Annotated in this window: 25 protein-coding genes; 8 read left to right on the forward strand and 17 right to left on the reverse strand. The window is 42.1% G+C overall.

The features are described from left to right. Positions 1–86: 86 nt before the first annotated feature. The 5 genes from NI389_RS02995 to prmB all read right to left on the reverse strand — a co-directional run bounded on the left by NI389_RS02995 (position 87) and on the right by prmB (position 4,938). Complete coding sequence (locus NI389_RS02995; protein WP_308361502.1) at positions 87–515, reverse strand: CBS domain-containing protein; 429 nt, start codon at positions 513–515, stop codon at positions 87–89. An 82-nt stretch (positions 516–597) separates the two neighbouring features. Then, positions 598–1,617, reverse strand: a complete 1,020-nt coding sequence (locus NI389_RS03000) for an isoaspartyl peptidase/L-asparaginase family protein (RefSeq protein ID WP_308361503.1) — start codon at positions 1,615–1,617, stop codon at positions 598–600. Positions 1,618–1,820: 203 nt separating this feature from the next. Continuing rightward, the gene (locus tag NI389_RS03005) at positions 1,821–2,522 is read right to left on the reverse strand and encodes a SapC family protein (protein WP_308361504.1); all 702 of its coding nucleotides are present in this window, start codon (positions 2,520–2,522) and stop codon (positions 1,821–1,823) included. A gap of 306 nt (positions 2,523–2,828) precedes the next feature. Next, the gene (gene aroC / locus NI389_RS03010; protein WP_308361505.1) at positions 2,829–3,926 is read right to left on the reverse strand and encodes a chorismate synthase; all 1,098 of its coding nucleotides are present in this window, start codon (positions 3,924–3,926) and stop codon (positions 2,829–2,831) included. Between the two features lie 76 nt (positions 3,927–4,002). Next, on the reverse strand, positions 4,003–4,938 hold the full coding sequence (gene prmB, locus NI389_RS03015; protein WP_308361506.1) for a 50S ribosomal protein L3 N(5)-glutamine methyltransferase: 936 nt from the start codon (positions 4,936–4,938) through the stop codon (positions 4,003–4,005). Positions 4,939–5,026: 88 nt separating this feature from the next. Here prmB and smrB point away from each other — a divergent pair, with 88 nt between their 5' ends. From smrB to NI389_RS03030, 3 genes are all read left to right on the forward strand, one after another. Next, positions 5,027–5,575, forward strand: coding sequence for an endonuclease SmrB (gene smrB, locus NI389_RS03020; RefSeq protein ID WP_308362483.1), 549 nt, complete (start codon positions 5,027–5,029; stop codon positions 5,573–5,575). Between the two features lie 83 nt (positions 5,576–5,658). Then, on the forward strand, positions 5,659–6,456 hold the full coding sequence (locus tag NI389_RS03025; protein WP_308361507.1) for a response regulator: 798 nt from the start codon (positions 5,659–5,661) through the stop codon (positions 6,454–6,456). 229 nt (positions 6,457–6,685) lie between these two features. Then, positions 6,686–6,937: a hypothetical protein gene (locus tag NI389_RS03030; RefSeq protein ID WP_308361508.1), complete on the forward strand. Its 252-nt coding sequence runs from the start codon at positions 6,686–6,688 to the stop codon at positions 6,935–6,937. Between the two features lie 256 nt (positions 6,938–7,193). On the opposite strand, the gene NI389_RS03035 is transcribed toward NI389_RS03030, so the two are convergent. Both NI389_RS03035 and fadR read right to left on the reverse strand, forming a co-directional pair. Further along, on the reverse strand, positions 7,194–7,799 hold the full coding sequence (locus tag NI389_RS03035) for a peroxiredoxin C (protein ID WP_208843586.1): 606 nt from the start codon (positions 7,797–7,799) through the stop codon (positions 7,194–7,196). A gap of 294 nt (positions 7,800–8,093) precedes the next feature. Next, on the reverse strand, positions 8,094–8,810 hold the full coding sequence (gene fadR, locus NI389_RS03040) for a fatty acid metabolism transcriptional regulator FadR (protein WP_308361509.1): 717 nt from the start codon (positions 8,808–8,810) through the stop codon (positions 8,094–8,096). 216 nt (positions 8,811–9,026) lie between these two features. On the opposite strand from fadR, the gene dsbB reads away from it, so the two are divergent. Both dsbB and NI389_RS03050 read left to right on the forward strand, forming a co-directional pair. Further along, positions 9,027–9,545 (forward strand): disulfide bond formation protein DsbB, encoded by a 519-nt coding sequence (gene dsbB, locus NI389_RS03045; RefSeq protein ID WP_308361510.1) that lies wholly within the window; start codon positions 9,027–9,029, stop codon positions 9,543–9,545. 3 nt (positions 9,546–9,548) lie between these two features. After that, positions 9,549–9,845, forward strand: a complete 297-nt coding sequence (locus tag NI389_RS03050) for a hypothetical protein (protein ID WP_308361511.1) — start codon at positions 9,549–9,551, stop codon at positions 9,843–9,845. A 17-nt stretch (positions 9,846–9,862) separates the two neighbouring features. On the opposite strand, the gene NI389_RS03055 is transcribed toward NI389_RS03050, so the two are convergent. Continuing rightward, the gene (locus NI389_RS03055; protein ID WP_308361512.1) at positions 9,863–10,168 is read right to left on the reverse strand and encodes a ComEA family DNA-binding protein; all 306 of its coding nucleotides are present in this window, start codon (positions 10,166–10,168) and stop codon (positions 9,863–9,865) included. Between the two features lie 184 nt (positions 10,169–10,352). On the opposite strand from NI389_RS03055, the gene NI389_RS03060 reads away from it, so the two are divergent. Further along, positions 10,353–10,646 (forward strand): YebG family protein, encoded by a 294-nt coding sequence (locus tag NI389_RS03060; RefSeq protein ID WP_308361513.1) that lies wholly within the window; start codon positions 10,353–10,355, stop codon positions 10,644–10,646. Positions 10,647–10,916: 270 nt separating this feature from the next. Here the strand turns inward: NI389_RS03060 and NI389_RS03065 are convergent, their stop codons facing one another. The 4 genes from NI389_RS03065 to NI389_RS03080 form a co-directional block, all read right to left on the reverse strand. Continuing rightward, positions 10,917–12,107, reverse strand: coding sequence for an amino acid aminotransferase (locus NI389_RS03065; protein ID WP_308361514.1), 1,191 nt, complete (start codon positions 12,105–12,107; stop codon positions 10,917–10,919). A gap of 70 nt (positions 12,108–12,177) precedes the next feature. Next, entirely contained in the window at positions 12,178–12,843 is a 666-nt protein-coding gene (locus NI389_RS03070) for a GAF domain-containing protein (protein WP_308361515.1), read from the reverse strand. A 60-nt stretch (positions 12,844–12,903) separates the two neighbouring features. Beyond that, positions 12,904–14,550, reverse strand: coding sequence for an ATP-binding SpoIIE family protein phosphatase (locus NI389_RS03075; RefSeq protein ID WP_308361516.1), 1,647 nt, complete (start codon positions 14,548–14,550; stop codon positions 12,904–12,906). 2 nt (positions 14,551–14,552) lie between these two features. Beyond that, positions 14,553–14,858: an STAS domain-containing protein gene (locus NI389_RS03080; RefSeq protein ID WP_308361517.1), complete on the reverse strand. Its 306-nt coding sequence runs from the start codon at positions 14,856–14,858 to the stop codon at positions 14,553–14,555. Between the two features lie 140 nt (positions 14,859–14,998). Between NI389_RS03080 and NI389_RS03085 the strand changes: the two genes are divergently transcribed. Next, positions 14,999–15,328 carry a stress response translation initiation inhibitor YciH gene (locus NI389_RS03085; RefSeq protein ID WP_308361518.1) on the forward strand — a complete coding sequence of 110 codons (330 nt, stop codon included), beginning with the start codon at positions 14,999–15,001 and terminating at the stop codon, positions 15,326–15,328. Here NI389_RS03085 and NI389_RS03090 read toward each other — a convergent pair. After that, the gene (locus NI389_RS03090; RefSeq protein WP_308361519.1) at positions 15,325–18,297 is read right to left on the reverse strand and encodes a bifunctional diguanylate cyclase/phosphodiesterase; all 2,973 of its coding nucleotides are present in this window, start codon (positions 18,295–18,297) and stop codon (positions 15,325–15,327) included. The genes NI389_RS03085 and NI389_RS03090 overlap by 4 nt on opposite strands. A gap of 330 nt (positions 18,298–18,627) precedes the next feature. On the opposite strand from NI389_RS03090, the gene NI389_RS03095 reads away from it, so the two are divergent. After that, positions 18,628–19,782 carry a chorismate mutase gene (locus NI389_RS03095; protein WP_308361520.1) on the forward strand — a complete coding sequence of 385 codons (1,155 nt, stop codon included), beginning with the start codon at positions 18,628–18,630 and terminating at the stop codon, positions 19,780–19,782. A 25-nt stretch (positions 19,783–19,807) separates the two neighbouring features. On the opposite strand, the gene tyrA is transcribed toward NI389_RS03095, so the two are convergent. The 4 genes from tyrA to rimM form a co-directional block, all read right to left on the reverse strand. Beyond that, complete coding sequence (gene tyrA / locus NI389_RS03100; protein WP_308361521.1) at positions 19,808–20,938, reverse strand: bifunctional chorismate mutase/prephenate dehydrogenase; 1,131 nt, start codon at positions 20,936–20,938, stop codon at positions 19,808–19,810. A 389-nt stretch (positions 20,939–21,327) separates the two neighbouring features. Continuing rightward, complete coding sequence (rplS, locus tag NI389_RS03105; RefSeq protein ID WP_208843599.1) at positions 21,328–21,687, reverse strand: 50S ribosomal protein L19; 360 nt, start codon at positions 21,685–21,687, stop codon at positions 21,328–21,330. Positions 21,688–21,720: 33 nt separating this feature from the next. Further along, positions 21,721–22,488: a tRNA (guanosine(37)-N1)-methyltransferase TrmD gene (gene trmD, locus NI389_RS03110; protein ID WP_308361522.1), complete on the reverse strand. Its 768-nt coding sequence runs from the start codon at positions 22,486–22,488 to the stop codon at positions 21,721–21,723. Then, positions 22,488–23,021 carry a ribosome maturation factor RimM gene (gene rimM, locus NI389_RS03115; RefSeq protein WP_308361523.1) on the reverse strand — a complete coding sequence of 178 codons (534 nt, stop codon included), beginning with the start codon at positions 23,019–23,021 and terminating at the stop codon, positions 22,488–22,490. The genes trmD and rimM overlap by 1 nt, the downstream gene beginning before the upstream one ends. Between the last annotated feature and the right edge of the window lie 17 nt (positions 23,022–23,038).

Raw genomic sequence — 23,038 nt, forward strand, 5'->3', positions numbered from 1 at the left:
CTCACCCTCTAAGGAAAGTCAAAAATTCCGGCTATTTTAGCAAACTGTCTCAATTAATCATACGTTATCGTAAAACTTAACAAGCGCTATACAAAACGGTGTCCAGACTCATAGTTACAATGTAAATGTTTATCTATAGCACGAAGTACATTAGCGCGACTCAAGACCCCCAGTAGACGTCCATCGTCGTCAACAACTGGATAGAGCTTCGGTTTTTCCGACGTCATTCGCTCAGCAACTAGTAATACACTTTCTTCTGGTCGAACACACAGCGGATTTTTGGTCATGACATCACTCACCATGCTGTGTGACTCATTCTGATAGGTCGCCTCAAGCATTTTTTTGATACAGTCTTGCTCAGATAGGAACCCGATGACTTTATGAGCAGAATCCACAACAGGCCCCCCCGATTGCCCACTTTGCAGTAACTTCTCAACCGCTTGTTCAATTCGCATACCATCAGTAAAAGTCACAGGGCGATGATTAAGATAATCTTTTACCTTGATCGATTGCATAGCTGTCGCTCCTTTTTGTTGTTTGCCAGCGCTATTCTCTTAAATAGTAGCTGGCAACATTAAAATTTGCGCATTTTTCGAGCTATTCGTCTTTAAAAATCGCGACATAAGTCGGTGATTGACTGCTTTTGCTTGCTCGGTACATACCCGGTGTATTAAAGGGCATGCTTATGTTGCCTTGTGGATCAACGATAATGACTCCGCCTGTTCCACCAATTGGCGCTAAAACATCGTGAATGACTTCATTTCCGGCTTGATTGATTGATTTCTTCTGGTATGCAACACGTGCGCAAATATCGGAAGCAACACTGTAGCGAATGAAATACTCGCCATGGCCCGTTGCGGACACCGCACAAGAATGGTTATCGGCAAACGTACCGGCACCAATCACGGGCGAGTCGCCAATACGGCCAAAGCGCTTAGCTGTCATTCCACCAGTGGATGTGCCCGCAGCTAAGTTGCCAAATTTATCCAACGCGACCGCACCAACCGTGCCCATTTTGTATGCTATAGGTAAAGCCTGATGCGCGGCTTGATAAGATTTAACGTCTGACTGCGCCTTCTCCAACGATTCTTTTGCTCTTAAAAGCGATTTATACCTCGACTCTGTATCAAATACCTTGTTGTCTATCAATTCAAATCCTTGTGCCTTTGCGAATTGCTCTGCACCTTCGCCACTCAACATGACGTGCACTGAGTCCGTCATTATTTTTCGAGCAAGTTGAATAGGATGCTCGATATGTTTTACTCCAGCAACAGCTCCTGCTTCACGTGTACGTCCATCCATAATAGAAGCATCCAGTTCATGCTCACCATCAAAGGTGTACACTGCGCCTTTACCCGCATTAAAGTAAGGAGATTCTTCTAAAACCATGATGGAAGCCGAAATCGCATCGAGACTTTCTCCACCGGCGGCCAGTATTTGATAGCCTTTTTCAACAGCTTGAGTGAGCGTCTTGCGATAGGCAAGTTCTTGCTCTTCGGTAAATTTAGCCCTTTCAATTGTTCCCGCTCCACCGTGAATGGCGATAGCTATTGGCGTTTGCGCAAAAGCTGATAAAGGTATAAAGAGTGTACAAAGCACTCCAATTATTTTTTTCATGAGTTTCCCAATTTTATGCGAGTCGTAATATATGCGACTTATACATTGAATTTGCTAACTCAAAGTGACAACTCGTAATCAAAAAGGCAAGCGATTGCGATAAACAAGCTGTGAAGAAAAGAAAAAACCGAACTTTAGAATTATCTGTTTATAGAAACAAAAAAGCCCCGATACAATCGAGGCTTCTTAATGCTAAAAAGTGATTACTTCTGAGCTTTCAAACGAGCTAAACGAGCAACTTGGTGTGTTGACGTTAAGAACGCGTAAATTGGTGCTAGATAACCACGTTTACGTAACTCTAGGAAATCTGCATCGCTAAGCTCTGCAATTTTACGCTCGTCGATTAAATAGATACCGTTGATATCACGCTTTTCACCGTTGATCTCGACGGTTAACGTTTGCTGTGCAAGCAATTCTTTCTCTGCAAGGTAAGCTGTGAATGCTTCTGTTACGCGACCAAACTCAACATAAGATACAAGACCTTCTTTGCGGCGAGTTAGGTATTCTGTCTCAGCACCATTGTCGAACAGCGCGTTACCTTCTTCTTCATTAACTAGGCTGCTTGCTTCGTCGATTACAACACCAAATGAATCTTCTTCAGGGTGTTTAACTAGACCCAGAGGGTAACGAGTTAGTGCCATTGGTACATAACCCGCAGTCCATTTGTCTTCAGCAACAAATAGGTTTTCACCTGGCTCTAAGCCGAATAGTGCTACTGCTTGGAATTGACCATTTTCGTTATTTTTAACAAAAGCCAGTGGAAATTCGTTAGCCGCGCGAGCAAATTCATGAGCGACAACAGGAACGATGTGTTGGCTCTTTAAGAATTCGATATTGATGCCGTTCTTGATTTTGATGTTGGCATGCTTTTGGGCTTGTAAAGGCTGCACTTGTTGCTCCGCCATGGTACTACTCCATTTATTTTTACGTGTTTATTACTTATGTGGCCCTAAGGCTATCGGTTTTGATATAAAAAAGAAAGGGAAAATTTTCTTACAATCGGCTTGAAGCCCTTAAGTTGCTGAAAGGTTGACTCTAAATAAGAGCGAATTCAACATCGAAATAAAAAATGCCCGCTAAAATAAGGGCATTTTGTAAATCAGTACGAAACTAGTTGCTAAATTTCATCATTCAGCGGTTAATAATTCGACTCGGTAGAGAACCCACACCATCACAATCGAATCTCGCTCGATTCTACGCAACTATTTTAATTATCGTCTTGCCGCTATCGGCGGAGCTGGAACATCAACATGTGGATTTTGCCCACGTTGACGCAATAAGTGATCCATCAAGGTAATCGCCATCATCGCTTCGGCAATTGGCACGGCTCTAATCCCGACACACGGGTCATGTCGCCCTTTTGTTATCATATCCACAGCTTCATTGTGAATGTTGATACTTTTGCCAGAAATGGTGATGCTCGATGTTGGCTTCAGCGCAATACTCGCAATAATGTCTTGGCCAGTTGATATACCCGCTAAAATGCCGCCAGCATGATTAGATGTAAACCCTTCAGGCGTAAGTTCATCTCGATGCGTCGAACCGTTTTGTGTAACCACATCAAAACCGTCGCCAATTTCAACGCCTTTCACTGCATTGATGCTCATTAAGCTATGAGCAAGTTCCGCGTCTAGGCGATCAAACACAGGTTCACCTAATCCAACTGGAACCCCTTTTGCTACAACGGTAACTTTTGCACCAACAGAATCACCTTGTTTCTTGAGATCTCGCATGTACTCATCGAGCGCATCTAATTTAGATGCATCAGGAAAGAAAAAGGGATTGGTTTCAACCAAACTCCAATCAAACGTGTCTGCTTTAATCGGACCAAGTTGTGATAAACATCCATGGATTTCAATGCCATGGGTATCTTTAAGGTATTTCTTTGCGATTGCGCCCGCGGCTACACGAATTGCCGTTTCTCGTGCAGAACTGCGGCCTCCACCTCGATAATCACGATGACCGTATTTATGCCAGTAGGCGTAGTCACCATGCCCAGGTCTAAACACTTCTTTGATTTGCGAATAATCTTGAGAACGCTGATCTGTGTTTTCAATTAACAAACCAATAGATGTACCTGTGGTTTTGCCTTCAAAAACTCCAGAAAGAATTTTGACTTCATCGCCTTCTCGGCGTTGAGTGGTATATCGACTTTGACCTGGTTTTCGCCTGTCCAAGTCAATTTGAAGATCGGACTCAGAAATAATTAAGCCTGCAGGTACGCCATCAACGACGCCACCCAGAGCTAAACCATGACTTTCTCCGAATGTGGTCACTTTAAAAAGTTGACCGATACTGTTGCCCGCCATCGTTATCCTCATTCCACTATCTGATTGCGAGTGACTGGTCTCAATCACCCGCAAATGGATTACATGGCGATGGAGATTAGTCGTTAAAATAAGACAATAAGTCTTCTTTTGTGATCACGAACACGCCAAGGCCACCTCGTTCAAACTCAATCCAACTGAACGGCGCCCCTGGGAATTCTTCCTCCATATGTATCATAGAATTACCCACTTCGACAAACAGTAAACCGCCGTCATTCAAATGAAGCGCGGCTTCTTGGAGTATTTTGCGGGTTACATCAAGACCGTCAGACCCTGAAGCAAGTCCGAGCATTGGCTCATGATGGAACTCTTCTGGCATGTCGGCGATATCTTCTTCATCAACATATGGCGGGTTCGCGACGATTAAATCGTACTTTTGACCAGGTAACCCACTAAAGACGTCTGATTGAATCGCGTAAACACGGTCAAGCATCAAATATTCATTGATGTTTGCTTCCGCAACCGCTAGCGCTTCAAATGAAATGTCTACCGCGTCGACTTGCGCTTCAGGGAAAGCATGGGCCAGTGCAATAGCAATGCAACCAGAGCCCGTACACATATCGAGAACTCGTGTGACACTTTGTGGTTCTTCTAACCAAGGACTAAATTTCTTATCAATCAATTCCGCAAAAGGCGAACGAGGTACTAACACACGTTCATCAACATAAAAAGGTAATCCTGCAAACCACGCTTGGTTTGTTAAATAGGCTACAGGTGTACGATTTTCGATACGCTCTCGAATATATGACAATAAACGCTGTTTCTCTGTTGTTGTAATACGTGCGGAGGTTATTTCTTTAGGCGCGTCAATGGGCAAGTTTAAAATGGGCAACACAAGGCTCACCGCCTCATCCCACGCATTGTCGGTACCGTGTCCGAAAAAAATACCATGGCTGGTAAATTGAGACGCAGTCCAGCGCAGCCAATCTTGAATTGTTAGTAATTCAGTCAGCGCTTCTTGCTCTTGAGCTTCATTTAGTTGGAATTCGCTCATGGCGGTCCTCGATTTGCTTTTCATTAATACCTATAGTGTATCGCGTTTTGCGCTAGGTTTTTACGGTTTTTTTCATTACAATGGCGCCATGAATGAGAAAGATTTATCCCCTGAGTTTGAAGACGAATTTTCGCTTTTTCGCGATGCTGTAGATGGCGTTAAGAAAATCAAGCAAGATACTGTGCAATTCAAACGAAATGCTGTCCGATTTCAAGGCAACGTTGTTGAAGAACAAGAACGTCAGCATGCCGCTGAGTTCTATTTCTCTGACGATTACATCCCAGACATCGATACCAACGCCACCATTAATTTTGTCAGAGAAGGGGCGGACCGATATCTCGCAAAACAGTTGCGCCGTGGTGATATTGCGCCAGAACTGATTTTAGATTTACATGGTCTGAATAAAGAATCAGCGAAACGTGAGCTTGCTGCACTAATACATGCCTGCAAACGACATCACTATTATTGTGCTTGTATCGTACACGGCATTGGGGAACGCGTCTTAAAACATAAAGTACCGCAATATTTAGTTCAACATCCTGACGTCCTAGCCATGCACCAAGCTCCGCTCGAGTATGGTGGCCGAGGTGCGGTTCTGATCCTTATCGACTTGCCTGAACAACCCTCATTTAGATAACGAAATGTAAACGAGTAGTGGCGCATTCCTGCAAATTTGTTTATATTGCGCCCGAAAATTTACCCTTGTTGTTCAGGATTGCTATGAATCACATCTCACCCGAAGATCTCTTTTTATTGCTTATCGAACCCTCTCTCACTCAGCGAAAAGTCATCGTCAAAGAACTCAATGGTGAAGGCATTTTCAACATTGACTTCGCAGACAGTATCGCATCTACATTGGAAGCTCTTGAACAACGTACACCTGATTTGATCGTTAGCAGCTTGCACATGCCTGATGGTTCTGCAACTGAATTGCTATCAACACTTAAAGCTCATGACCTTTGGCATCAGGTCCCGTTCATGTTGGTTTCCAGTGAAACGCGACGAGAGCAATTGGAAATATTTAAACAATCTGGTGTTGTTGCAATTTTACCAAAGCCATTTACAAAAGCGCATTTGGGGAAAGCGATAAATGCCACACTTGATATACTCGCGCCTCAAGAGCTTCAACTTGAACTGTATGATGTCCAAGATATTCGAATATTGCTCGTTGACGACTCTCGTTTGGCTCGTAATCACATTCGACGCGTTTTAACGAATTTAGGTGCTCAATATATCACCGAAGCTGAGGATGGTGCTGAGGCACTCGCCATTCTTGAAGAACAGCTTTTTGATTTAATCGTTACTGATTTCAATATGCCTGAAGTCAACGGTCAAGAACTCACTGAAAGAATTCGAGCGAGTGATAGGCATAGCCATATCCCAGTGATGATGGTAACGTCGGAGGCCAACGATGCACATCTTGCTACCGTTTCACAATCAGGAGTCAATGCGTTGTGTGACAAACCTTTTGAACCTGAAACTGTAAAAAGACTTTTATTTCAATTGCTTGAACAGTAAACAACTCAACGTTTCTCGTGTTTTTGCACGAGCAACTCATTAACTTTTAAAAAAACTATTTTTTAGTCAAAAGTTCAAAATTAATTCGTCAAATTCACCAAACAATCATTTCCTCATTCTTTTATAAATATTTTTATCTTTATATTTCATGAAGTTAAAATTTTTTCAAAGCTTGGCACAACCTTTGTAATAGTTACTGCGACTAAATGATTAAACCAAGGAGATCATCATGAACACAGTAACTAAATTCATCGCAGCAAGTTGTTTATTTGGCATGAGTGTTAGTGCGCAAGCGAATACTGCCAGTACAGAACTACTCTCTGACTTAAGTAGTTTATTAGTTAGTTCGATTCAGGAAAACATTCAACATATAAGCATCGAAGCAAAAGCGAACTTACAAAAAGCCGTTGAACAACAAATCCAACAAGCTTCAAGCCACGTTGAACAGTTGAAAGAAGATGCAAAAGGGGAGCAAAAGTAATGGATAACGAACTCATTTTACTCAGTATCCTAGCACTGCCAATCGTCAGTATGTTCAGTGTTTACTTTGGGATTGTAGGATTGAAATCGTTAAGTCAGTGGTGGAGTTAAGTTGTTGCCACCACTGAACCCCTAATTCGACTGCGCAGAAAACAAAACTATACGCGCATAGAATATAAAAACCCGCGAACTCAACGTGCACGGGCTTCTTATTTAGCTTAGCGAAGAGCGCAAGCGCACTCTACGAAAAACTGAAATTATAACTGATCTGTATTTTCAGATAGGAACTTAGCAACACCTGCTGGGCTTGCATCCATACCAGCTTTACCTTCAGTCCAACCAGCTGGGCAAACTTCACCGTGCTCGCTGTGGAATGCAAGTGCATCAACCATACGTAGCATTTCATCAATGTTACGGCCTAATGGAAGGTCGTTAACTACTTGGTGACGTACGTTACCTTCTTCATCAATTAGGAAAGAACCACGGAAAGCAACACCTGCTTCTGGGTGCTCAACGTCGTATGCTTTACAGATTTCGTGTTTAACGTCAGCAACTAAAGCGTATTTAACTGGACCGATACCGCCTTCGTTTACTGGAGTGTTACGCCATGCATTGTGAGAGAATTGAGAATCGATTGAAACACCGATTACTTCAACACCACGTTTTTGGAACTCTTCGTAGCGCTTGTCAAAAGCAATAAGTTCTGAAGGACAAACGAAAGTGAAATCAAGTGGGTAGAAGAAAATAACCGCTTTCTTACCTTTGATATTTGCATGAAGGTTATAGCTATCTACGATTTCGCCGTTACCTAGTACAGCTGCAGCAGTAAAATCTGGTGCCTGACGGCCTACTAATACACCCATTGTTTTCTCCAATTAGTTAGGTTTAGATCCAAATGCCAAAATGGCGATGTTAGAAATATGGTGGCTTTGAAGATAAATTCAAGTCGCCACGACAAATTTTTGCCTAGTTTATTGAGACAACGAATAAAAGAACAATCGAATTATCCGATGACTGTAATTGATAAAATCGATGATCTTAGTAATTGAGTGAATCTTACTCAAAATAAAGAAACAGAACGCAGGCTATGGATAAAAAAGAAAAACAACTAAAGCCATTGTGTTAAAAGCAAAAACGGCGCTAGTTGCGCCGTTTAATTAATTGTCCATGATGTCGCTTGGCAAGTCACTGCGGATCTGCTGCCAAATTTCACCACTTCGATGACCGTATTTACGCATCAGTGAAATAGCACCGTCATGTTCACCTCGCTCAGCAAGCCCCATTAAATCCGTATAGAATTCACGTGCTAGTTGGCGTGTGCGTGTATCCGCGAAGTAGTGACAACCAATTTTGGAATAAAGACCTTTAAAACCATTTAAAATCAATACGTAGATCTTATTATTACCGGCGATTGCTAAGTTGTGGTGTACTTGGTAGTCAAAATCCGCGTACGCCTCTGCTGTGTCTTCTACGTCAGCATGTTTACCCAAGATTTCAACTACTGCTTGCGAATTCAATTTAATCGCTGCGCGCGTATAAATAGCACTAATATTGGTACGTGCGGAGAGTAACTGATCAGTAAGCTCTGGCATTCTGTCTTCATCTAGACGTGCTAAAGTTTCTAAAATGTTTAAACCCGAAGTTTCCCAGAAGTTATTTACACGCGTTGGTTTACCATGTTGGATTGTCAACCAACCATCACGTGCCAAACGTTGAAGTACTTCTCTTAAAGTCGTGCGAGTTACGCCGATAAGTTCAGAGAGCTCACGCTCTGCAGGTAGAATAGAACCAGGCGGAAATTCACCGTTCCAGATAGATTCAACTATATACTCCTCAGCAAATCCAGCTGGGCTTTTCGCTTTGAAAATTCTCATCTAACGTCCACTCACTTGCGACTAAAGTGTAATTTGATCACTTACAATCCACTGATTGTACCAGATGATCCTGAACTAACAAGCAAAGTTATTAAGATATAAAGAACTTATGCAAATATTTGCAACAAAACCGACATATAGGTGAGTAGCCTCAAAAAGGTTGCTATCTTTTAGGTCCATCGCACATAATAAGCCTCAAAAAATGAGAGTGATTTTATGGCTTGGCTAAAAACCCTTCCCTACGAACGTAAAGCTTGGTTGATACTTGCTTTAACGGCATTTTTACTTGAGTGCTGTGCACTCTATTTCCAATATGGAATGGGACTTGAACCCTGTATTATGTGTATCTATCAGCGCACAGCTGTATTAGGTCTATTAGCTGCGGGATTACTTGGTGCCGTCAATCCAGATAACCTAGGTTGCAGAATCGTAGGTTTCGCTACATGGGGCATTTCTAGTATTTGGGGTTTTCAAATAGCTCGTGAGCATATCGCGATGCAAAACACAGACGACCCTTTTGCTTTCACGTGTGACAGATTCCCGAATTTCCCCGAATTCATGCCATTGCACGAATGGCTGCCTAATTTTTTCGCAGCAACGGGTGATTGCGGAAACATTGATTGGATGTTTGTAGGTTTGAGCATGCCAGGCTGGATGGAGATCCTTTTTGCCCTGTATAGCGCCCTGTTTATTGCTGTGCTTGGGTTTCATCTTTTTAATTTAAAAAAGGTTTAGTGAGTGCCATTTACGTTGAAGCGAGTTAAAAAACTCGAACATTACAAAGTAACAGAGCGGCAAACGATTTTATCCATTGCACTGTCAGTAATAGATGTAAAACAAAAAGTGATCATGAGAGTGTGCAAATTGCTTTTGCTTACACCAGTATTTGCATCCCTCGCCTACTTCCAAGGTTGGTCACTTTTACCAATTTTACTGATTGCTGGACTACTCTACCCGATTCTGACTTTGCCCATTGAAATTTGGTTTGCTCGAAATCATTTTGATAAAGCCATTGAGATTTTCGAAAAGGGCTAATGCCCTTTTCTGCCTTTTTACAATTCAACTACCCCTCTTAGTTTATCAACCAATTTCGGTCCTATTCCTTTCACTAAGAGTAAATCATCTAAATTATTAAATTCACCAAGCTCAAGACGCTTATCCAAAATCGCCTGTGCTTTTTTCTCACCGATACCCGGCAACTGAGTCAACATGATGAGATCTGCAGTATTAAGATTTATTTTGAGCGGCTGAATTTGCGATGAGTCCGAAATCGTTTCTTGTTCATTCGCCATTACTGGAAACAAGGGTTGCAACGTACTTAGTATAAAAAATAGGGTAATAACTTTAATTAGGTTCATTTCTATTCCTCCTTGGACATATAAACCAACAATTGCTCTCCTGAGCAATGTAATAAAAGATAACTATTTAGTCCCTGTCAAAGCCGAAAAGATGAAATTTAGATGAAAAAATACCATGGGGACTTGCAAAAAATCACAGTTAGATTTACTGTATAAAAAAACAGTATTTCAATTGAGGGCGAATATGGCTGTTGTAATCAAATATGTGGTTGAAAGAGACGGAGTAGAACGTATGACATTCACCAGCAAAAAAGAGGCTGATGCCTACGATAAAATGTTGGATATTGCTGAGTCATTAGAAACCCTACTCCAGAAAGTAGACGTTCCTTTGAGCGAACAACAAGTGGAGTCACTTGCCCTCGAAATTGCAAAACGCAAAGAAGAATTTTCTTCAGTGCTTAAAGGCAGCACGCCTGTAGAGAAAAAACCAGCAAAATCCTCTGCAAAAGTAACTGAATTGAATAAGCAAGCGGGTTAACTTAGTCTTCTGTGTTTCTTTCCGATGATAGGCTTTGCATCTTGTTTAGGGTCTTAACCTAAAGCATTCGAGCTAAGCCTTTAACTGCTTTTGCGCAGTGCCTGCATCTCTTTCATATCCTATTGAGCGTGTGAATTTTTGATGTGTCCTGTGTCAACTTTTAAACACCAATACCGTAGTAAATTCAGCCTGATTTGCAGGACACCGAATATCCTATCTAAACAAAAAAGCCGCACTAAATCGCGCGGCCTTCACTGGATAAATCTCGTTCTATTTTAGAACGTTAACCATTGCATTGACGAAATAATCCATGTTGCCATGGCTAATACCCGCAACGTTTACACGGCTTGAACCGACCATATAGATGGCGTATTCCGTTTTTAATCTTTCAATTTGTTCTTTATTCAAACCTAAGAATGAGAACATACCGTGTTGACGCTCGATGAACGAGAAATCTTGTTCAACACCAGCTTCAGCTAAACGTGTTTTAATTAAACCACGGAATTCGTTGATACGACCGCGCATCTCGTCTAGCTCCTGATGCCACTCTTGAGTCAGTTCGTTACTACCCAAAATTGTCGCAACAATATCCGCACCGTGTGCCGGTGGCATTGAGTAAATACTGCGAACAACGCTTAGCAATACTGAATTAGAAACATCGGCTGTTGCTGCATTTTCGCTGATAATTGAACATGCACCAACGCGTTCACGGTACAATCCAAAATTCTTTGAACAAGATGAGCAAATGATTAATTCATCGACTGTGTCTGCCAACAATCTCAAGCCAGCGGCATCAGCGTCTAAACTAGTACCGAAACCTTGATAAGCAATATCAACAAGTACTGTAAAGCCGACGTCTTTTGCTAACTCTGCAAATACTTTCCACTGTTCAGCATTCAAATCCATACCGCTTGGGTTGTGGCAGCAAGCATGAATCAATACTACATCACCCTTTGAAACTGACTTCAAAGTGTCAATCATTTCGTTAAACAAAAGATCTTTGTTTTCATAGTCGTAATAAGGATATTCTTTAACACCAAGACCTGCAGCTTCGAACAAACTGATGTGGTTTGCCCAAGTCGGCGTAGTCACCCATACGGTCGCATTGGTATTACAACGTTTAATAAACTCAGCAGCAACTCGTAAAGACCCCGTACCACCTGGCGTTTGAGCTGTGCGAACACGATTGGCCAGTAGTGCTTTATGTTCACCTAGCAGTAACGATTCCATTTTTTGACAAAAATCTAAATTACCAGCAAGACCGATGTAAGACTTGGTTGTTTCATTTTCTAAACGAAATGCTTCTGCCTTTTTCACGGCTCTCAAAACTGGCGTATTACCTTGTTCATCTTTATAAACGCCTACACCCAAATCAATCTTATTTGGGTTAGTATCTTGCTTGAAAGCAGCCATAAGGCCGAGGATTGGATCTGTCGGTAACGGTTTGAGTGCTGAGAACATGCTAAATCTCTTTCTTAGGGGTTAAATTCGGGTTTAATCTTAACATAAAAATTTCTTAATTCGACAAGCTTTAACGCGGTAAATAATGAGGAATTTTAATGCATACCGCGACGAAGAATGCCAACATCGCTTCAGTAAAAAACTCAGTTTGAAATGCTTCCGCGTCGATAATTCCAATACACTGTTGTTCTTCATTAAATAACGGTAAACACACTTCTGCACTGACTTTAGGGTCGCAGGTGTAATATTCACCACCCGACGCTACATAAGTTTCTACATCATTGATTATACGAGCTTTCCCGCTCAAACCAACTTGAACGTTATTACTTATTTGAGCAAATTCAGGTGTTAGCGGAAATAATGGCCGACTTGGAGCGCCTAGATAAGCCAATTTAAGTAATTGCGGGCCTTCAGACGTACTTCGCGCTTGATAGATGCCAAACCAATCTACATTTGTTTTTTGTTCAATAAAAAATACAATCTTTTGAAGGTCCGCAAGTGCGTCGTTGTTATCTTTATTCTTTGGAAGCTCTGACTCGAGTAAGAATGGCTCATCCTGTAATGCACCGAATAAGCTACATGCTCCACCTTCTCCTAGTTCAGGTATACGATAAGTCCATACAGGTGCTTGATTATTACTTGGTTCAGCAAGAAACTGATTTAATGCGTCGAGCGCGAGTTCAACTGATTTAACATCGATGTTTATTTTAGCGTTATTTAAGTAGGCTGAAATCATTTGGACGTCCAAACTGCTAATTTGGAGGTAGACTAGCATTTGATTGAATAGCTGAAAAGCCTATTTCAGTGAATATATCATCTCTATTTCGTTTCCAGACTGGTTGTAGTTAACTTGGTCTGCGATTTCCCTTAACAGGCCTACTCCTCGACCGTGCTCGCGACCCATATTGTGGATATCACCACAACTTTGCTCAAAGCCAGTACCCGAATCGCATAGCTTAAAAATAACGGATAGTTTTTCAGGATCGTATCGAACAGAAATGACAATTTTTGCTTCGCTAAGATCCTTTAACGCGTCAGCTCTAAGGCTATAGAATTCCCAGAATCCCTCTTCTTTGTCCTTGATTGATGAATCCAACCCCAAAACACCGTGGTCAAGTGCATTATTGTATGCTTCTGAAAGTAGCAAAAAGAAATTTGATCTATGGGCTTCAAGCCCGTCGACTTGAGATAACATATCGACTAACTCAAGTACAGGGTCTGTGCTGCGCATTTGTTCCGCATTCAATGAAAGACTTAAATTGAATGACAATTGTGAATAGTTAACTTCGCTGTCTTCTCTGTTTGGGAAAGGTAAACAGTTTAATATCGAAATGCTTAAGTCATCTTGTTGTAACTCCGAACAAGAAAACGCCCGCACCGAATCAACAATATCCCCGGTAGATATAGAGTTTCTCGACTTAATGAGTGCTTTTAAACGTTCGTCACCGTAAAATTGCCCCACATCGTTTTCTGTTTCGATTACTCCGTCCGTTGCGATGAGAATACGCATTGATGGAGAAACTTCTAAATGAAGCAAGTTTCGTTCGAATTCACTTTCACTTAGAATTCCCATCGCCATATGCTGGGATTCGATAGTTCGAACCAACGTTCCATCGTGCTCTATCAAATAAGCATCAGGCAATCCACCTAACCACAATGACAAACTCTTGCCCGATTCACTTAGTTCCATGATCGTTGCGGCGCAAAACATATGGCCAGGCAACAGATTATAAAGCAACGCGTTCATCTCATAGGCGATATCACTTATCGACATGCCTTTATTGACCATAGTGTAAAAGACGCGAGATGCCGGTAAAGCGCCGACAGCAGCGGCTAGGCCATGACCGGTGAAATCACCCAGCATGCAATAAAGCCCACCCATTGGACTCTTTGCTAGTAAGAACATGTCGCCATTAAACATTGATGCTGGAGATAAATGAAAGTCAACGTGTTCTGGATATGCACCCTGTTCGTTTAGCGCATTCTTAAAAATGTGCTCTACGATTTCATGCTCTCGTTCTACTTGATTGTAGTGATATTCGAGCACTTTCTTCTGCTCATTCGTTTCTTGGCTTAATTTCCGAGTACGGGCGTGTGCTTTTATCTTTGCGCTAAGTATAATTCGGTCAAACGGCTTATGTATAAAATCATCACCGCCCACAGCAAGGCATTTCTCAAAGCTAGCGTGGTCTTCAAGTGCTGTTATAAAAATGATGGGTAGATAAACTTCGCCTGCTAGCTTTTTGATTAAAGGTGCAGCCTCAAAGCCATCCATTACTGGCATCATGACATCTAGTAACACGATGTCAATTTGATCATTTTCGACGATTTCAACCGCTTCACGACCATTTGTCGCAACAACAACGTCATACCGTTGTTGTTCCAACATTGCGCGGAGTAATGTGCAATTTAACGGTTGATCATCAACCACTAAAATACGCATGTTCAGTCGATTTCGAACTTTTTATCAAAACGCGATATCTGTAGAATTTTCTTTAGTTGCGGTCGACAGTTTGTTATATGGATAGATGAAACGCTTTCACCTAATGTTTTTTTCATATTGAGCAGCATACCCAAAGCCGAACTGTCCATATAGTCTGTTTCACGCAAATCAATAACAACCTTTTCCGTGCCAGAGCGAAGCTCTGCATAGGCCTGTCTGAATGATTGCACCAAATTAAAATCAAACTTACCACGAATTTGGATTGTCAGCGTTTTACCATCCGACGATGCACTAGTACTCAAACTCATTAAAGACTCCCGTTAAAGCATGTATTAAAATCCGTTAACTCACTTAAATATAATTCGTTTCTTACTTTTAGCCAAAAATAAAAAATCAGTTTCTTAAATTTTGGTATGATAAAGATATCGTTATTTGATTGGAGACAATAATGTCTGACTCTCGCCTCGTTTATTCAACTGATATGGGACGCATCAAACAACTTGAAGAAGTTGACACGCCTGAGATTAAGCTATTTAAAGATGGGTTCATCCGCATTGAGCGTCAAACAAAAGGACGTAAAGGTAAAGGAGTGATGCTTGTTGTCGGGATAGATCCTGCCGAACATGATTTGAAGCAAGTCGCTAAGTCACTTAAAAGTAAAATGGGCCAAGGTGGTGCCGTTAAAGAAGGTCTGATTGAAATTCAGGGTGATGACCGAGACAAATTGAAAGGTTTACTTGAAGGGCTTGGTTTCAAAGTGAAACTGGCAGGAGGTTAATCTCCCGCCAATTTATCTTCAACAAGAGAGAGATCTTGTTCAGCTACAGGCGCACTGTAATAATAACCTTGCACAATGTAACAATTGTTACGCTGTAAGAATTCCATCTGCGCCTTTGTTTCTACCCCTTCTGCGACGACCTTTAAGTTGAGTTTTTGCGCCATCGCGATAATTGCCGCGGTAATTTCCATATCGTTAAGATCTTCAGGAATATCTTTTACGAAAGAGCGATCGACCTTAAGAATATCAACAGGGAATCGTTTCAAATAACTCAATGAAGAATAACCAGTACCAAAGTCATCAATTGATAAAGCAACACCCAGCTCCTTGATTTGATGAAGTTGATTTATTGCGGCTTTAACATCCCCCATCAACATACTTTCTGTCAGTTCAAGATGAAGATATTCTGCAGGTAATTGAGTCCGCTTCAAAATATCGGCAAGTGTTTCGATCAACTGAGCATCTTTGAATTGGCGAGCCGAAAGATTTATCGAAATGTTCGCTGCACGACCCAATTTCAGCATGCGGTTAGCGAATTGACAGGCCTCTTCAAGCACCCAAGCGCCTATTTCAACAATCAACCCTGTCGCTTCAGCAATAGGTATAAACTTTACCGGTGGGATGTTGCCCTCATCCGGATGCGTCCATCGTATCAATGCTTCATAGCCTACAATGCGATTTGTACGACAATCAACTTGCGGTTGATAATGTAAATGGAACTGTTTTTCCTTGATGCCGATTCGCAGCTCATTCTCAATATAAAGACGCTCATTTGCCGCGGCATCAAGTTCTTTACTATAAAAATGGAACGTATTCTTACCTTTGGCTTTCGCTTCGTACATTGCCAAATCGGCATGCTTTAATAGTTGCTCTTCTTCCTGACTGTCAAACGGAGCCATCGTAATGCCGATACTCGCACTAACAATCACTTCATTATTACCAAGCATAATTGGCTTACTTAAAGTTTGCTGGATAGTGTGTGCGACATCCATGGCATGGTCACGCTGCTCAATACCACTTAACAGCACAGCAAACTCATCGCCTCCAAGTCGTGCAATCGTGTCTTCCGCTCTCAACCTACGCTTTAGACGATCCGCAACTTCGATAAGCAACCTATCACCCGCGTCGTGACCTAACGTATCGTTGATCCGCTTAAACTCATCCAAATCAAAGTAAAACAAAGCAAAAGCATAATGCCCACGCTGCGCGAGTGCCATCGACTTTCGCAACTGCATTCGGAAGAAAGTTCGATTCGCAAGGCCCGTTAACGTATCAAAGTAAGCAAGCTCTTCCATTTTACGTTGGCTTTCTTTTACAAAGGAAATATCTTGAGCTGATGCGACATAACTAGTTATTTTCCCACCATCTTCTCGAATTGGTGAGACGCTTAATGACACCCAAACAGGTTTATTGTCCTTACCCTGCAATACCGTATCACCTCTCCATGAGTTGCGACTACGAAGGTCGATATCAATATCGTCAACAAGAATAGCCATTTCTCTAGAAATAATCGTCAACAGCGGCGAACCCAAAAAATGTTCCGCTTCAAAGCCGGTCATTTCCATCATCTTTGGATTTACGTAGTTAATGTCAAAATGCGCATCAGTCAGCACAACACCTGTACCAGATGCTGCAACCGCTTTAAGAAACCGATTTGCTTCTTTCTCGGCGTCTTCTTTCTCTACAATTCGAACGTTCAACCCGTCAATTAACTTGCCGATCTCGGTGGCCATATCTTTAATGGATTCGTTGAGCATACCAATCTCATCGTCATTGGTTGGCAAATTATTCAAAACTTGGAATTGTCCTTTGCCAAAACCAGAAATCGCATCAACAAGTGCGTTGATACGGCCCAACACAAGCTGATAGAGCGTTTGATGTAGCAACATTGCGACAAAAAACGCATAGAGGATAAACAAACCGAAGAATTTGTATTTGATGACGTCTAGCGACGCAAGCACCGCAGAACGCTTTTTGTAGATGCCAACAAACCAATTAAGCTGCTTCAACATTCGAATATTGATAATGTATTCTTCGTCTCCAGCAGAAAAATTGGCTTCTCGTTCCATCAAAGGCTTTTCCACGGTTTCCATAACGAGTGCTTGTAACTCTGCTGGTAGTTTACGTTGCGTCATCAATGATGTATCTGTGAGCGACTTATGCAATTCAGGAGAGGCCAGTACTTTTCCCTTATTGTCAAAAATAACCAGTCCATAGTCATTGCCCGATAGAGGGAGGTGTTTTAATAGTTGGTCAAGAGCGATGTCGGCTCCTGTCATTCCTACAAACTCATTTTGCAGATAAATAGGAACCAAAATACTGACTACCCATTTCTTCCAAATCTCATCAAAATGCACATCACTCCAAACGGCTTCTCGAGTTGGATTGGCAATATCTTTAATAATGTTCAAATCTTGATGTTGTAAAAATCGGTGTTGTTGTCCACCTTGCAATAAAATATTCGGAGGTGCAACACGAGAAAAGCCGTCTTCGGTATAGAGATAAAAATTGGCAAAATCTTGCAATAACGTGGGAGCCAACACATTCCATAATGACTCCGACTGTGTCAGTAAATGGTCATCTTCAATAGGGACATCTCGGGGAACGAATGCCGCAGACAATCCATTTTGAGAGGTGCTTATTTTCCCTTCTGGCGTATTAGAGAGAATATATACACTGTGATTAGCGAGATTTGAGCTGTCGCTGAAGAGCTGCTTTGTTACCACTGCATTAGCTTGTTCAGCTACATTTGTTTTGCTTTGCAGATAATATTGAAACTGATCAACAATTTGCGCACTACTACGTTTCAATAACTTAAACTCTTCAAAAACGATGAGTTTCTCTTCCGACTTGAGCATAAACGCAGCTGCACACAATCCCGCGAATAAACAAATCGCCGAAATAAGTAACGTCAACTTCATGCTGAGTGAATTGGCCGCAAATCGTGAAGGCGGGCGTCTATTCCCCACAGTTAAACCCTTTTAGTAATTGTATTTTTTCGAGCTTTAAAGGCAAATATAACAGAACATTAAAGTGAGTTATAAGTTTTTTCGATTACTCGCAAAGTTTCAAGAAATAAAAATTCTAAATTATGTTGACCTACCCCGTGAATTGACGGTATGTTCTAGGGGTAAATTAAAAATAACATATAGAGTTACATCAATGAATTTTTCTTCTGTTCGCTTCGGTTTTTACTTTTTTAGCTTCTTTCGATGAAGAGGCTTAACTGTTTGCGTACAGAAATCAAATAGCTAAGCCTCCCAACTGGGAGGTTTTTTTTGCATTGGGAATGAGGCCTTATGACAGAAGATACATTGCATGCGCTGCGAAGAGACATAAACGAAATCGACTCTGATTTGTTGGTGTTACTTTCAAAACGTCGCCGTTTAAGTTATAGCGTTCTAGAATATAAAATTGCGAACAATAAACCGATCCGAGATGAAGCGAGAGAGCAAGCCTTGCTTGAAAAACTGATTCAATATGGAAAATCACTTGGTCTTGATGGTTTTTACATCAATAACGTATTCCAAGTTGTTCTTGAAGACTCGGTTCTCAATCAACAAGCGTTGCTGCAACGCAGCTTAAATCCTGAGTCTGTAAGCGACACCTACCGCGTAGCGTATTTAGGTGGCCAAGGTTCTTATAGCCAACTCGCGTGTCATAAATACTTTAGCCGTCGTCCAGGGAAACTTGTAGAAATTGGTTGCAACAGTTTTGAACAGATCACCAGCCAAGTCGAAACGGGGCAAGCCGATTTTGGTCTCTTGCCGATTGAAAACACGAGCTCTGGTAGTATCAACGAAGTGTTTGACCTTCTTCAGCATGCACAAGTGAGTATTGTTGGGGAGGTCACACATGTTGTCGAGCATTGTTTGCTCGCGTCTCCAGGTACTGCGATTAAAGACATCACGAAGATCTATGCACACCCGCAGCCATTTGCCCAGTGCAGTCGATATTTACAAGGCTTGGGTAATGTTCAACATGAAACCTGTGATTCAACTTCAAGTGCCCTTGTAAATGCCCTTGAAACAGAGCACAGTGCAGCAATTGGCTCGGCACAAGCAGGTAAAAAAGTCGGACTGGAAGTATTGAAGTCAAGTATCGCAAACCAAGCTGAAAATCACAGTCGCTTCATTGTTGTTTCTAGAAAGTCACTGCAAGTGTCTACTCAGATCCCAACGAAAACAACATTGATAATGGCGACAAAACATCAAGTAGGCTCTCTCGCGGATGCCTTGATGGTGTTCAAGCAACACAACATTAATATGGTAAAACTGGAATCACGTCCTGTCCCTGGCAATCCTTGGGAAGAAGTTTTCTATGTTGATTTACAAGCTAATATCGCTGAAGCAAACGTGCAAAAAGCTCTAGAAGAGTTAAAAGAACATACTCAATATGTTCGCATTCTCGGTTGTTACCAAAGTGAATCACTAAAGCAAGTCGAAGTGCTTTAAATAAGAACGCTAATGCGCCAAGGTGCTAGTCTAGCACTTTGGCGTCATTTGCTTTATTCAATAATCCTCGGCTTTGCGATAAAAACTGAGAAGCTGCATCAGAGAAGTACAATTTCGCTTCACTAAATGCTTCGATTAGCCCCGCCTTATCGCCTCGTTGTAACTTATCCAACGTCAACGCAAACGTATCTTGGTAGCTTGCTAACAGACCTTCAACATCAGAAAACTGTGCAAGCATGATGTCTGAATAAAGTTCTGGTGATTGAGCAAATAGCCGACCCACCATCATCAATTCCAATTGGTAAATAGGGGAAGAGCAACTACGTAACTCCTCAAGTGTATGGCACTGCTTTGCCAAAAATTGCCCGTAGACAAACGTCGTTAGATGTCGCATTACCTGAATGATTTGCATCGCTTGGTCATGCTTTTTAGCATCAATGCGAACTAAATTACTGCCCCAAATCGCCAACTGCTCCAGTAGCGATTCGCACCGTGGGCTTGCCCGCCCTTCACACGCTACAATCGTCTGTTTAACCCAATGTGAAATATCCGGTCCGAACATTGGATGAAGTCCAAGTACTGGGCCTTTATGTTTTTTCAGCATGGCTTGAATGGGCGCTTGTTTAACAGAGGTGACATCGACCAGCAAACAAGTCTCATCAAGTTCAGGTAATGAACTAACCACCTGCTCTACAGCATTAATCGGTACACTTAACAAGACCATCCGCGCCCCAGCTAAGATCTCATTCGCTTCGTTTTGCTGCTTTTTGTCTAATACCCGCACCTCAAAACCTGAGCGTAAAAATTGCTTAACGAACAATTGGCCCATTGCGCCGTCACCACCCACGACGACAACAGGAGACAGCTCAGGTGCAACACAGGCGAGTTTGCCTTGCTGGTTTTCATACGCTTCGCGCATCATACGTCGTAGAATGTCTTCAACTAACTCAGGATTCACACCTGCTTCACACGCTTGCTCTCTTCTTGCTTTAATGAGAAGCGCTTCTCTGTCTGGTGCATAAAGTGGCGCACCTGTCTGCTGTTTAACAATGCCAACTTGTTCGGTTAATGCTTTCCGACGACTCAGTAACTGAACCAGTTCAGCGTCACAGTCATCGATTGCTTCTCTTAGTGGTGTAAGGTCTAATGAACTCATGTGTAAACTTATTATTACGACTAGTAAACCATTTAATACAGTTAGTCTATCAAGTTACCGGGACAGATGAAAGTAAAAGCAAGATGCTGATTTGGATTTTATGGTTTAAAAAAGCTTAGACGTTATCGGCCTTTCGTGCAGGAAATTAGACAACTTTTTAGAATTTCCTTAATGAGGTCACATAAGACCGTACACTTAAAGACATAGAGAATTTAGTTAAAATTGAAGGGACAACTATTGAAATGCTGATATCGGGACGTGCGGGGGAAACGAGCGGACTTGATTTACGGCAGTGTTGCTATTTAGATAGCGCGTATAAATGCGATAACGACAAACTAAAACGGGCCACTATTAATAGTGACCCGCTTTTTAGTAAGGCAGCCTTACTCTTAGTTAAGCTTCTCTTTGATACGAGCAGCTTTACCAGATAGTTTACGCAAGTAGTAAAGTTTCGCGCGACGTACTGCACCGCGACGCTTAACTGTAATGCTTTCAACTAATGGGCTGTGCGTTTGGAATACACGCTCAACACCTTCACCGCTTGAAATTTTACGCACAGTGAAAGCTGAGTGTAGACCACGGTTACGCTTCGCGATAACCACGCCTTCGAACGCCTGTAGACGCTCTTTGTCACCTTCTTTGATACGTACTTGTACAACTACTGTGTCACCAGCGCCGAATGCAGGTACGTCTTGCTTAAGCTGTTCAGCTTCAAGCTCTTTGATAATGTTTTGGTTTACTTTTGCCATTATATTTCTCACTTTCCTAGGTGTAACTGTCTTCTAGCCACAAGTCTTTTGATACTCTTGCTGAAACTCAGAGAGTAATCTCACTTGCTCCTCAGTCAGAGCTAGGTTTTGCAACAAGTCAGGACGTCTTAACCAAGTTCTTCCAAGTTGCTGCTTTAAGCGCCACTTTTCAATCTCTCGGTGGTTACCACTCAGTAAAACTGAAGGAACCGACTTTCCATCCAATGTTTCTGGCCGAGTATAGTGAGGGCAATCGAGTAAGCCGTCCGAAAACGAATCTTGCTCAGCTGACTGGTTATGTCCTAACACGCCAGGCACCAATCGCGCGACTGCGTCAATCAATGTCATGGCAGGTAGTTCACCACCACTCAATATGAAATCACCAATGGACCATTCTTCATCTATATAAGACTCGATGATCCGCTCGTCTATACCTTCATAACGACCAGCCACTAAGATCAATTTTTCGTTCGCAGCAAGTTCTGCTGCTCCCTGTTGATCTAGCTTACGCCCTTGAGGGGACATGTAAATTACCTTTGCGCCATTTCCTGCTGCGGCTTTCGCTGCAACAATCGCCTGCTTTAATGGTTCAACCATCATCAGCATGCCAGGCCCACCGCCATAAGGACGATCATCAACCGTTCTATGTTTGTCGGTAGTGAAATCTCGAGGATTCCAGCTGTGAAACTCGATAAGGCCGTTTTTAACCGCTCTACCCGTCACACCTTGATTGGTAATAGCATCAAACATGTCTGGGAAAAGCGTAACTACGCCGACCCAAAGGTTTTTGCTCTCTTGCATTAAAATGCAGGATCCCAATCAACTGTAATTTTACCTTCGTCATGCTCAACTGACACAATTACCGATTCTGGTAAAAATGGAATTAAGCGCTCTGATTGGCCAAATGCATCTTTTTTGTTTGCTTTCACAACCAAAACGTCATTTGACCCTGTCTCCATCAAGTCATCAACAATACCGAGGTCATAGCCTTTGTCTGTAACCACGGACATGCCGATGAGATCTCGCCAATAGAATTCCCCATCAGGGAGTTCTGGAAGCTGCGTTTCATAAACTGCGATTTCAACATTAGTTAATGCTAATGCTTCATCACGGTCATTAATCTGCGCAAACTTGGCGATGTAGCCTTTGCTGTGACGACGCCAGTCGACCACTTCAAAGGTTTGCCATTTACCTTGTTGCCCTATTAACCATGGGCTATAATCGAAGATCCCTTCGGGATCGTCCGTAAATGAATGCACCTTAAGCCAGCCCTTAATACCATAAGGGGCACCAAGCTTACCTACTACAATAATCGAGGTGTTTTCTTGACTCATGGTTACACTTACGCCTA

Source organism: Pseudoalteromonas xiamenensis (assembly GCF_030994125.1).
Classification (GTDB): Bacteria; Pseudomonadota; Gammaproteobacteria; order Enterobacterales; family Alteromonadaceae; genus Pseudoalteromonas; species Pseudoalteromonas xiamenensis_B.

Excerpts from the sequence above, each read along its gene's own strand:
- NI389_RS02995 (WP_308361502.1), bottom strand. The coding sequence starts at position 515 with ATGCAATCGATCAAGGTAAAAGATTATCTTAATCATCGCCCTGTGACT.
- NI389_RS03000 (WP_308361503.1), bottom strand. The coding sequence starts at position 1,617 with ATGAAAAAAATAATTGGAGTGCTTTGTACACTCTTTATACCTTTATCA.
- NI389_RS03005 (WP_308361504.1), bottom strand. The coding sequence starts at position 2,522 with ATGGCGGAGCAACAAGTGCAGCCTTTACAAGCCCAAAAGCATGCCAAC.
- aroC (WP_308361505.1), bottom strand. The coding sequence starts at position 3,926 with ATGGCGGGCAACAGTATCGGTCAACTTTTTAAAGTGACCACATTCGGA.
- prmB (WP_308361506.1), bottom strand. The coding sequence starts at position 4,938 with ATGAGCGAATTCCAACTAAATGAAGCTCAAGAGCAAGAAGCGCTGACT.
- smrB (WP_308362483.1), top strand. The coding sequence starts at position 5,027 with ATGAATGAGAAAGATTTATCCCCTGAGTTTGAAGACGAATTTTCGCTT.
- NI389_RS03025 (WP_308361507.1), top strand. The coding sequence starts at position 5,659 with ATGAATCACATCTCACCCGAAGATCTCTTTTTATTGCTTATCGAACCC.
- NI389_RS03030 (WP_308361508.1), top strand. The coding sequence starts at position 6,686 with ATGAACACAGTAACTAAATTCATCGCAGCAAGTTGTTTATTTGGCATG.
- NI389_RS03035 (WP_208843586.1), bottom strand. The coding sequence starts at position 7,799 with ATGGGTGTATTAGTAGGCCGTCAGGCACCAGATTTTACTGCTGCAGCT.
- fadR (WP_308361509.1), bottom strand. The coding sequence starts at position 8,810 with ATGAGAATTTTCAAAGCGAAAAGCCCAGCTGGATTTGCTGAGGAGTAT.
- dsbB (WP_308361510.1), top strand. The coding sequence starts at position 9,027 with ATGGCTTGGCTAAAAACCCTTCCCTACGAACGTAAAGCTTGGTTGATA.
- NI389_RS03055 (WP_308361512.1), bottom strand. The coding sequence starts at position 10,168 with ATGAACCTAATTAAAGTTATTACCCTATTTTTTATACTAAGTACGTTG.
- NI389_RS03060 (WP_308361513.1), top strand. The coding sequence starts at position 10,353 with ATGGCTGTTGTAATCAAATATGTGGTTGAAAGAGACGGAGTAGAACGT.
- NI389_RS03065 (WP_308361514.1), bottom strand. The coding sequence starts at position 12,107 with ATGTTCTCAGCACTCAAACCGTTACCGACAGATCCAATCCTCGGCCTT.
- NI389_RS03070 (WP_308361515.1), bottom strand. The coding sequence starts at position 12,843 with ATGATTTCAGCCTACTTAAATAACGCTAAAATAAACATCGATGTTAAA.
- NI389_RS03075 (WP_308361516.1), bottom strand. The coding sequence starts at position 14,550 with ATGCGTATTTTAGTGGTTGATGATCAACCGTTAAATTGCACATTACTC.
- NI389_RS03080 (WP_308361517.1), bottom strand. The coding sequence starts at position 14,858 with ATGAGTTTGAGTACTAGTGCATCGTCGGATGGTAAAACGCTGACAATC.
- NI389_RS03085 (WP_308361518.1), top strand. The coding sequence starts at position 14,999 with ATGTCTGACTCTCGCCTCGTTTATTCAACTGATATGGGACGCATCAAA.
- NI389_RS03095 (WP_308361520.1), top strand. The coding sequence starts at position 18,628 with ATGACAGAAGATACATTGCATGCGCTGCGAAGAGACATAAACGAAATC.
- tyrA (WP_308361521.1), bottom strand. The coding sequence starts at position 20,938 with ATGAGTTCATTAGACCTTACACCACTAAGAGAAGCAATCGATGACTGT.
- rplS (WP_208843599.1), bottom strand. The coding sequence starts at position 21,687 with ATGGCAAAAGTAAACCAAAACATTATCAAAGAGCTTGAAGCTGAACAG.
- trmD (WP_308361522.1), bottom strand. The coding sequence starts at position 22,488 with ATGCAAGAGAGCAAAAACCTTTGGGTCGGCGTAGTTACGCTTTTCCCA.
- rimM (WP_308361523.1), bottom strand. The coding sequence starts at position 23,021 with ATGAGTCAAGAAAACACCTCGATTATTGTAGTAGGTAAGCTTGGTGCC.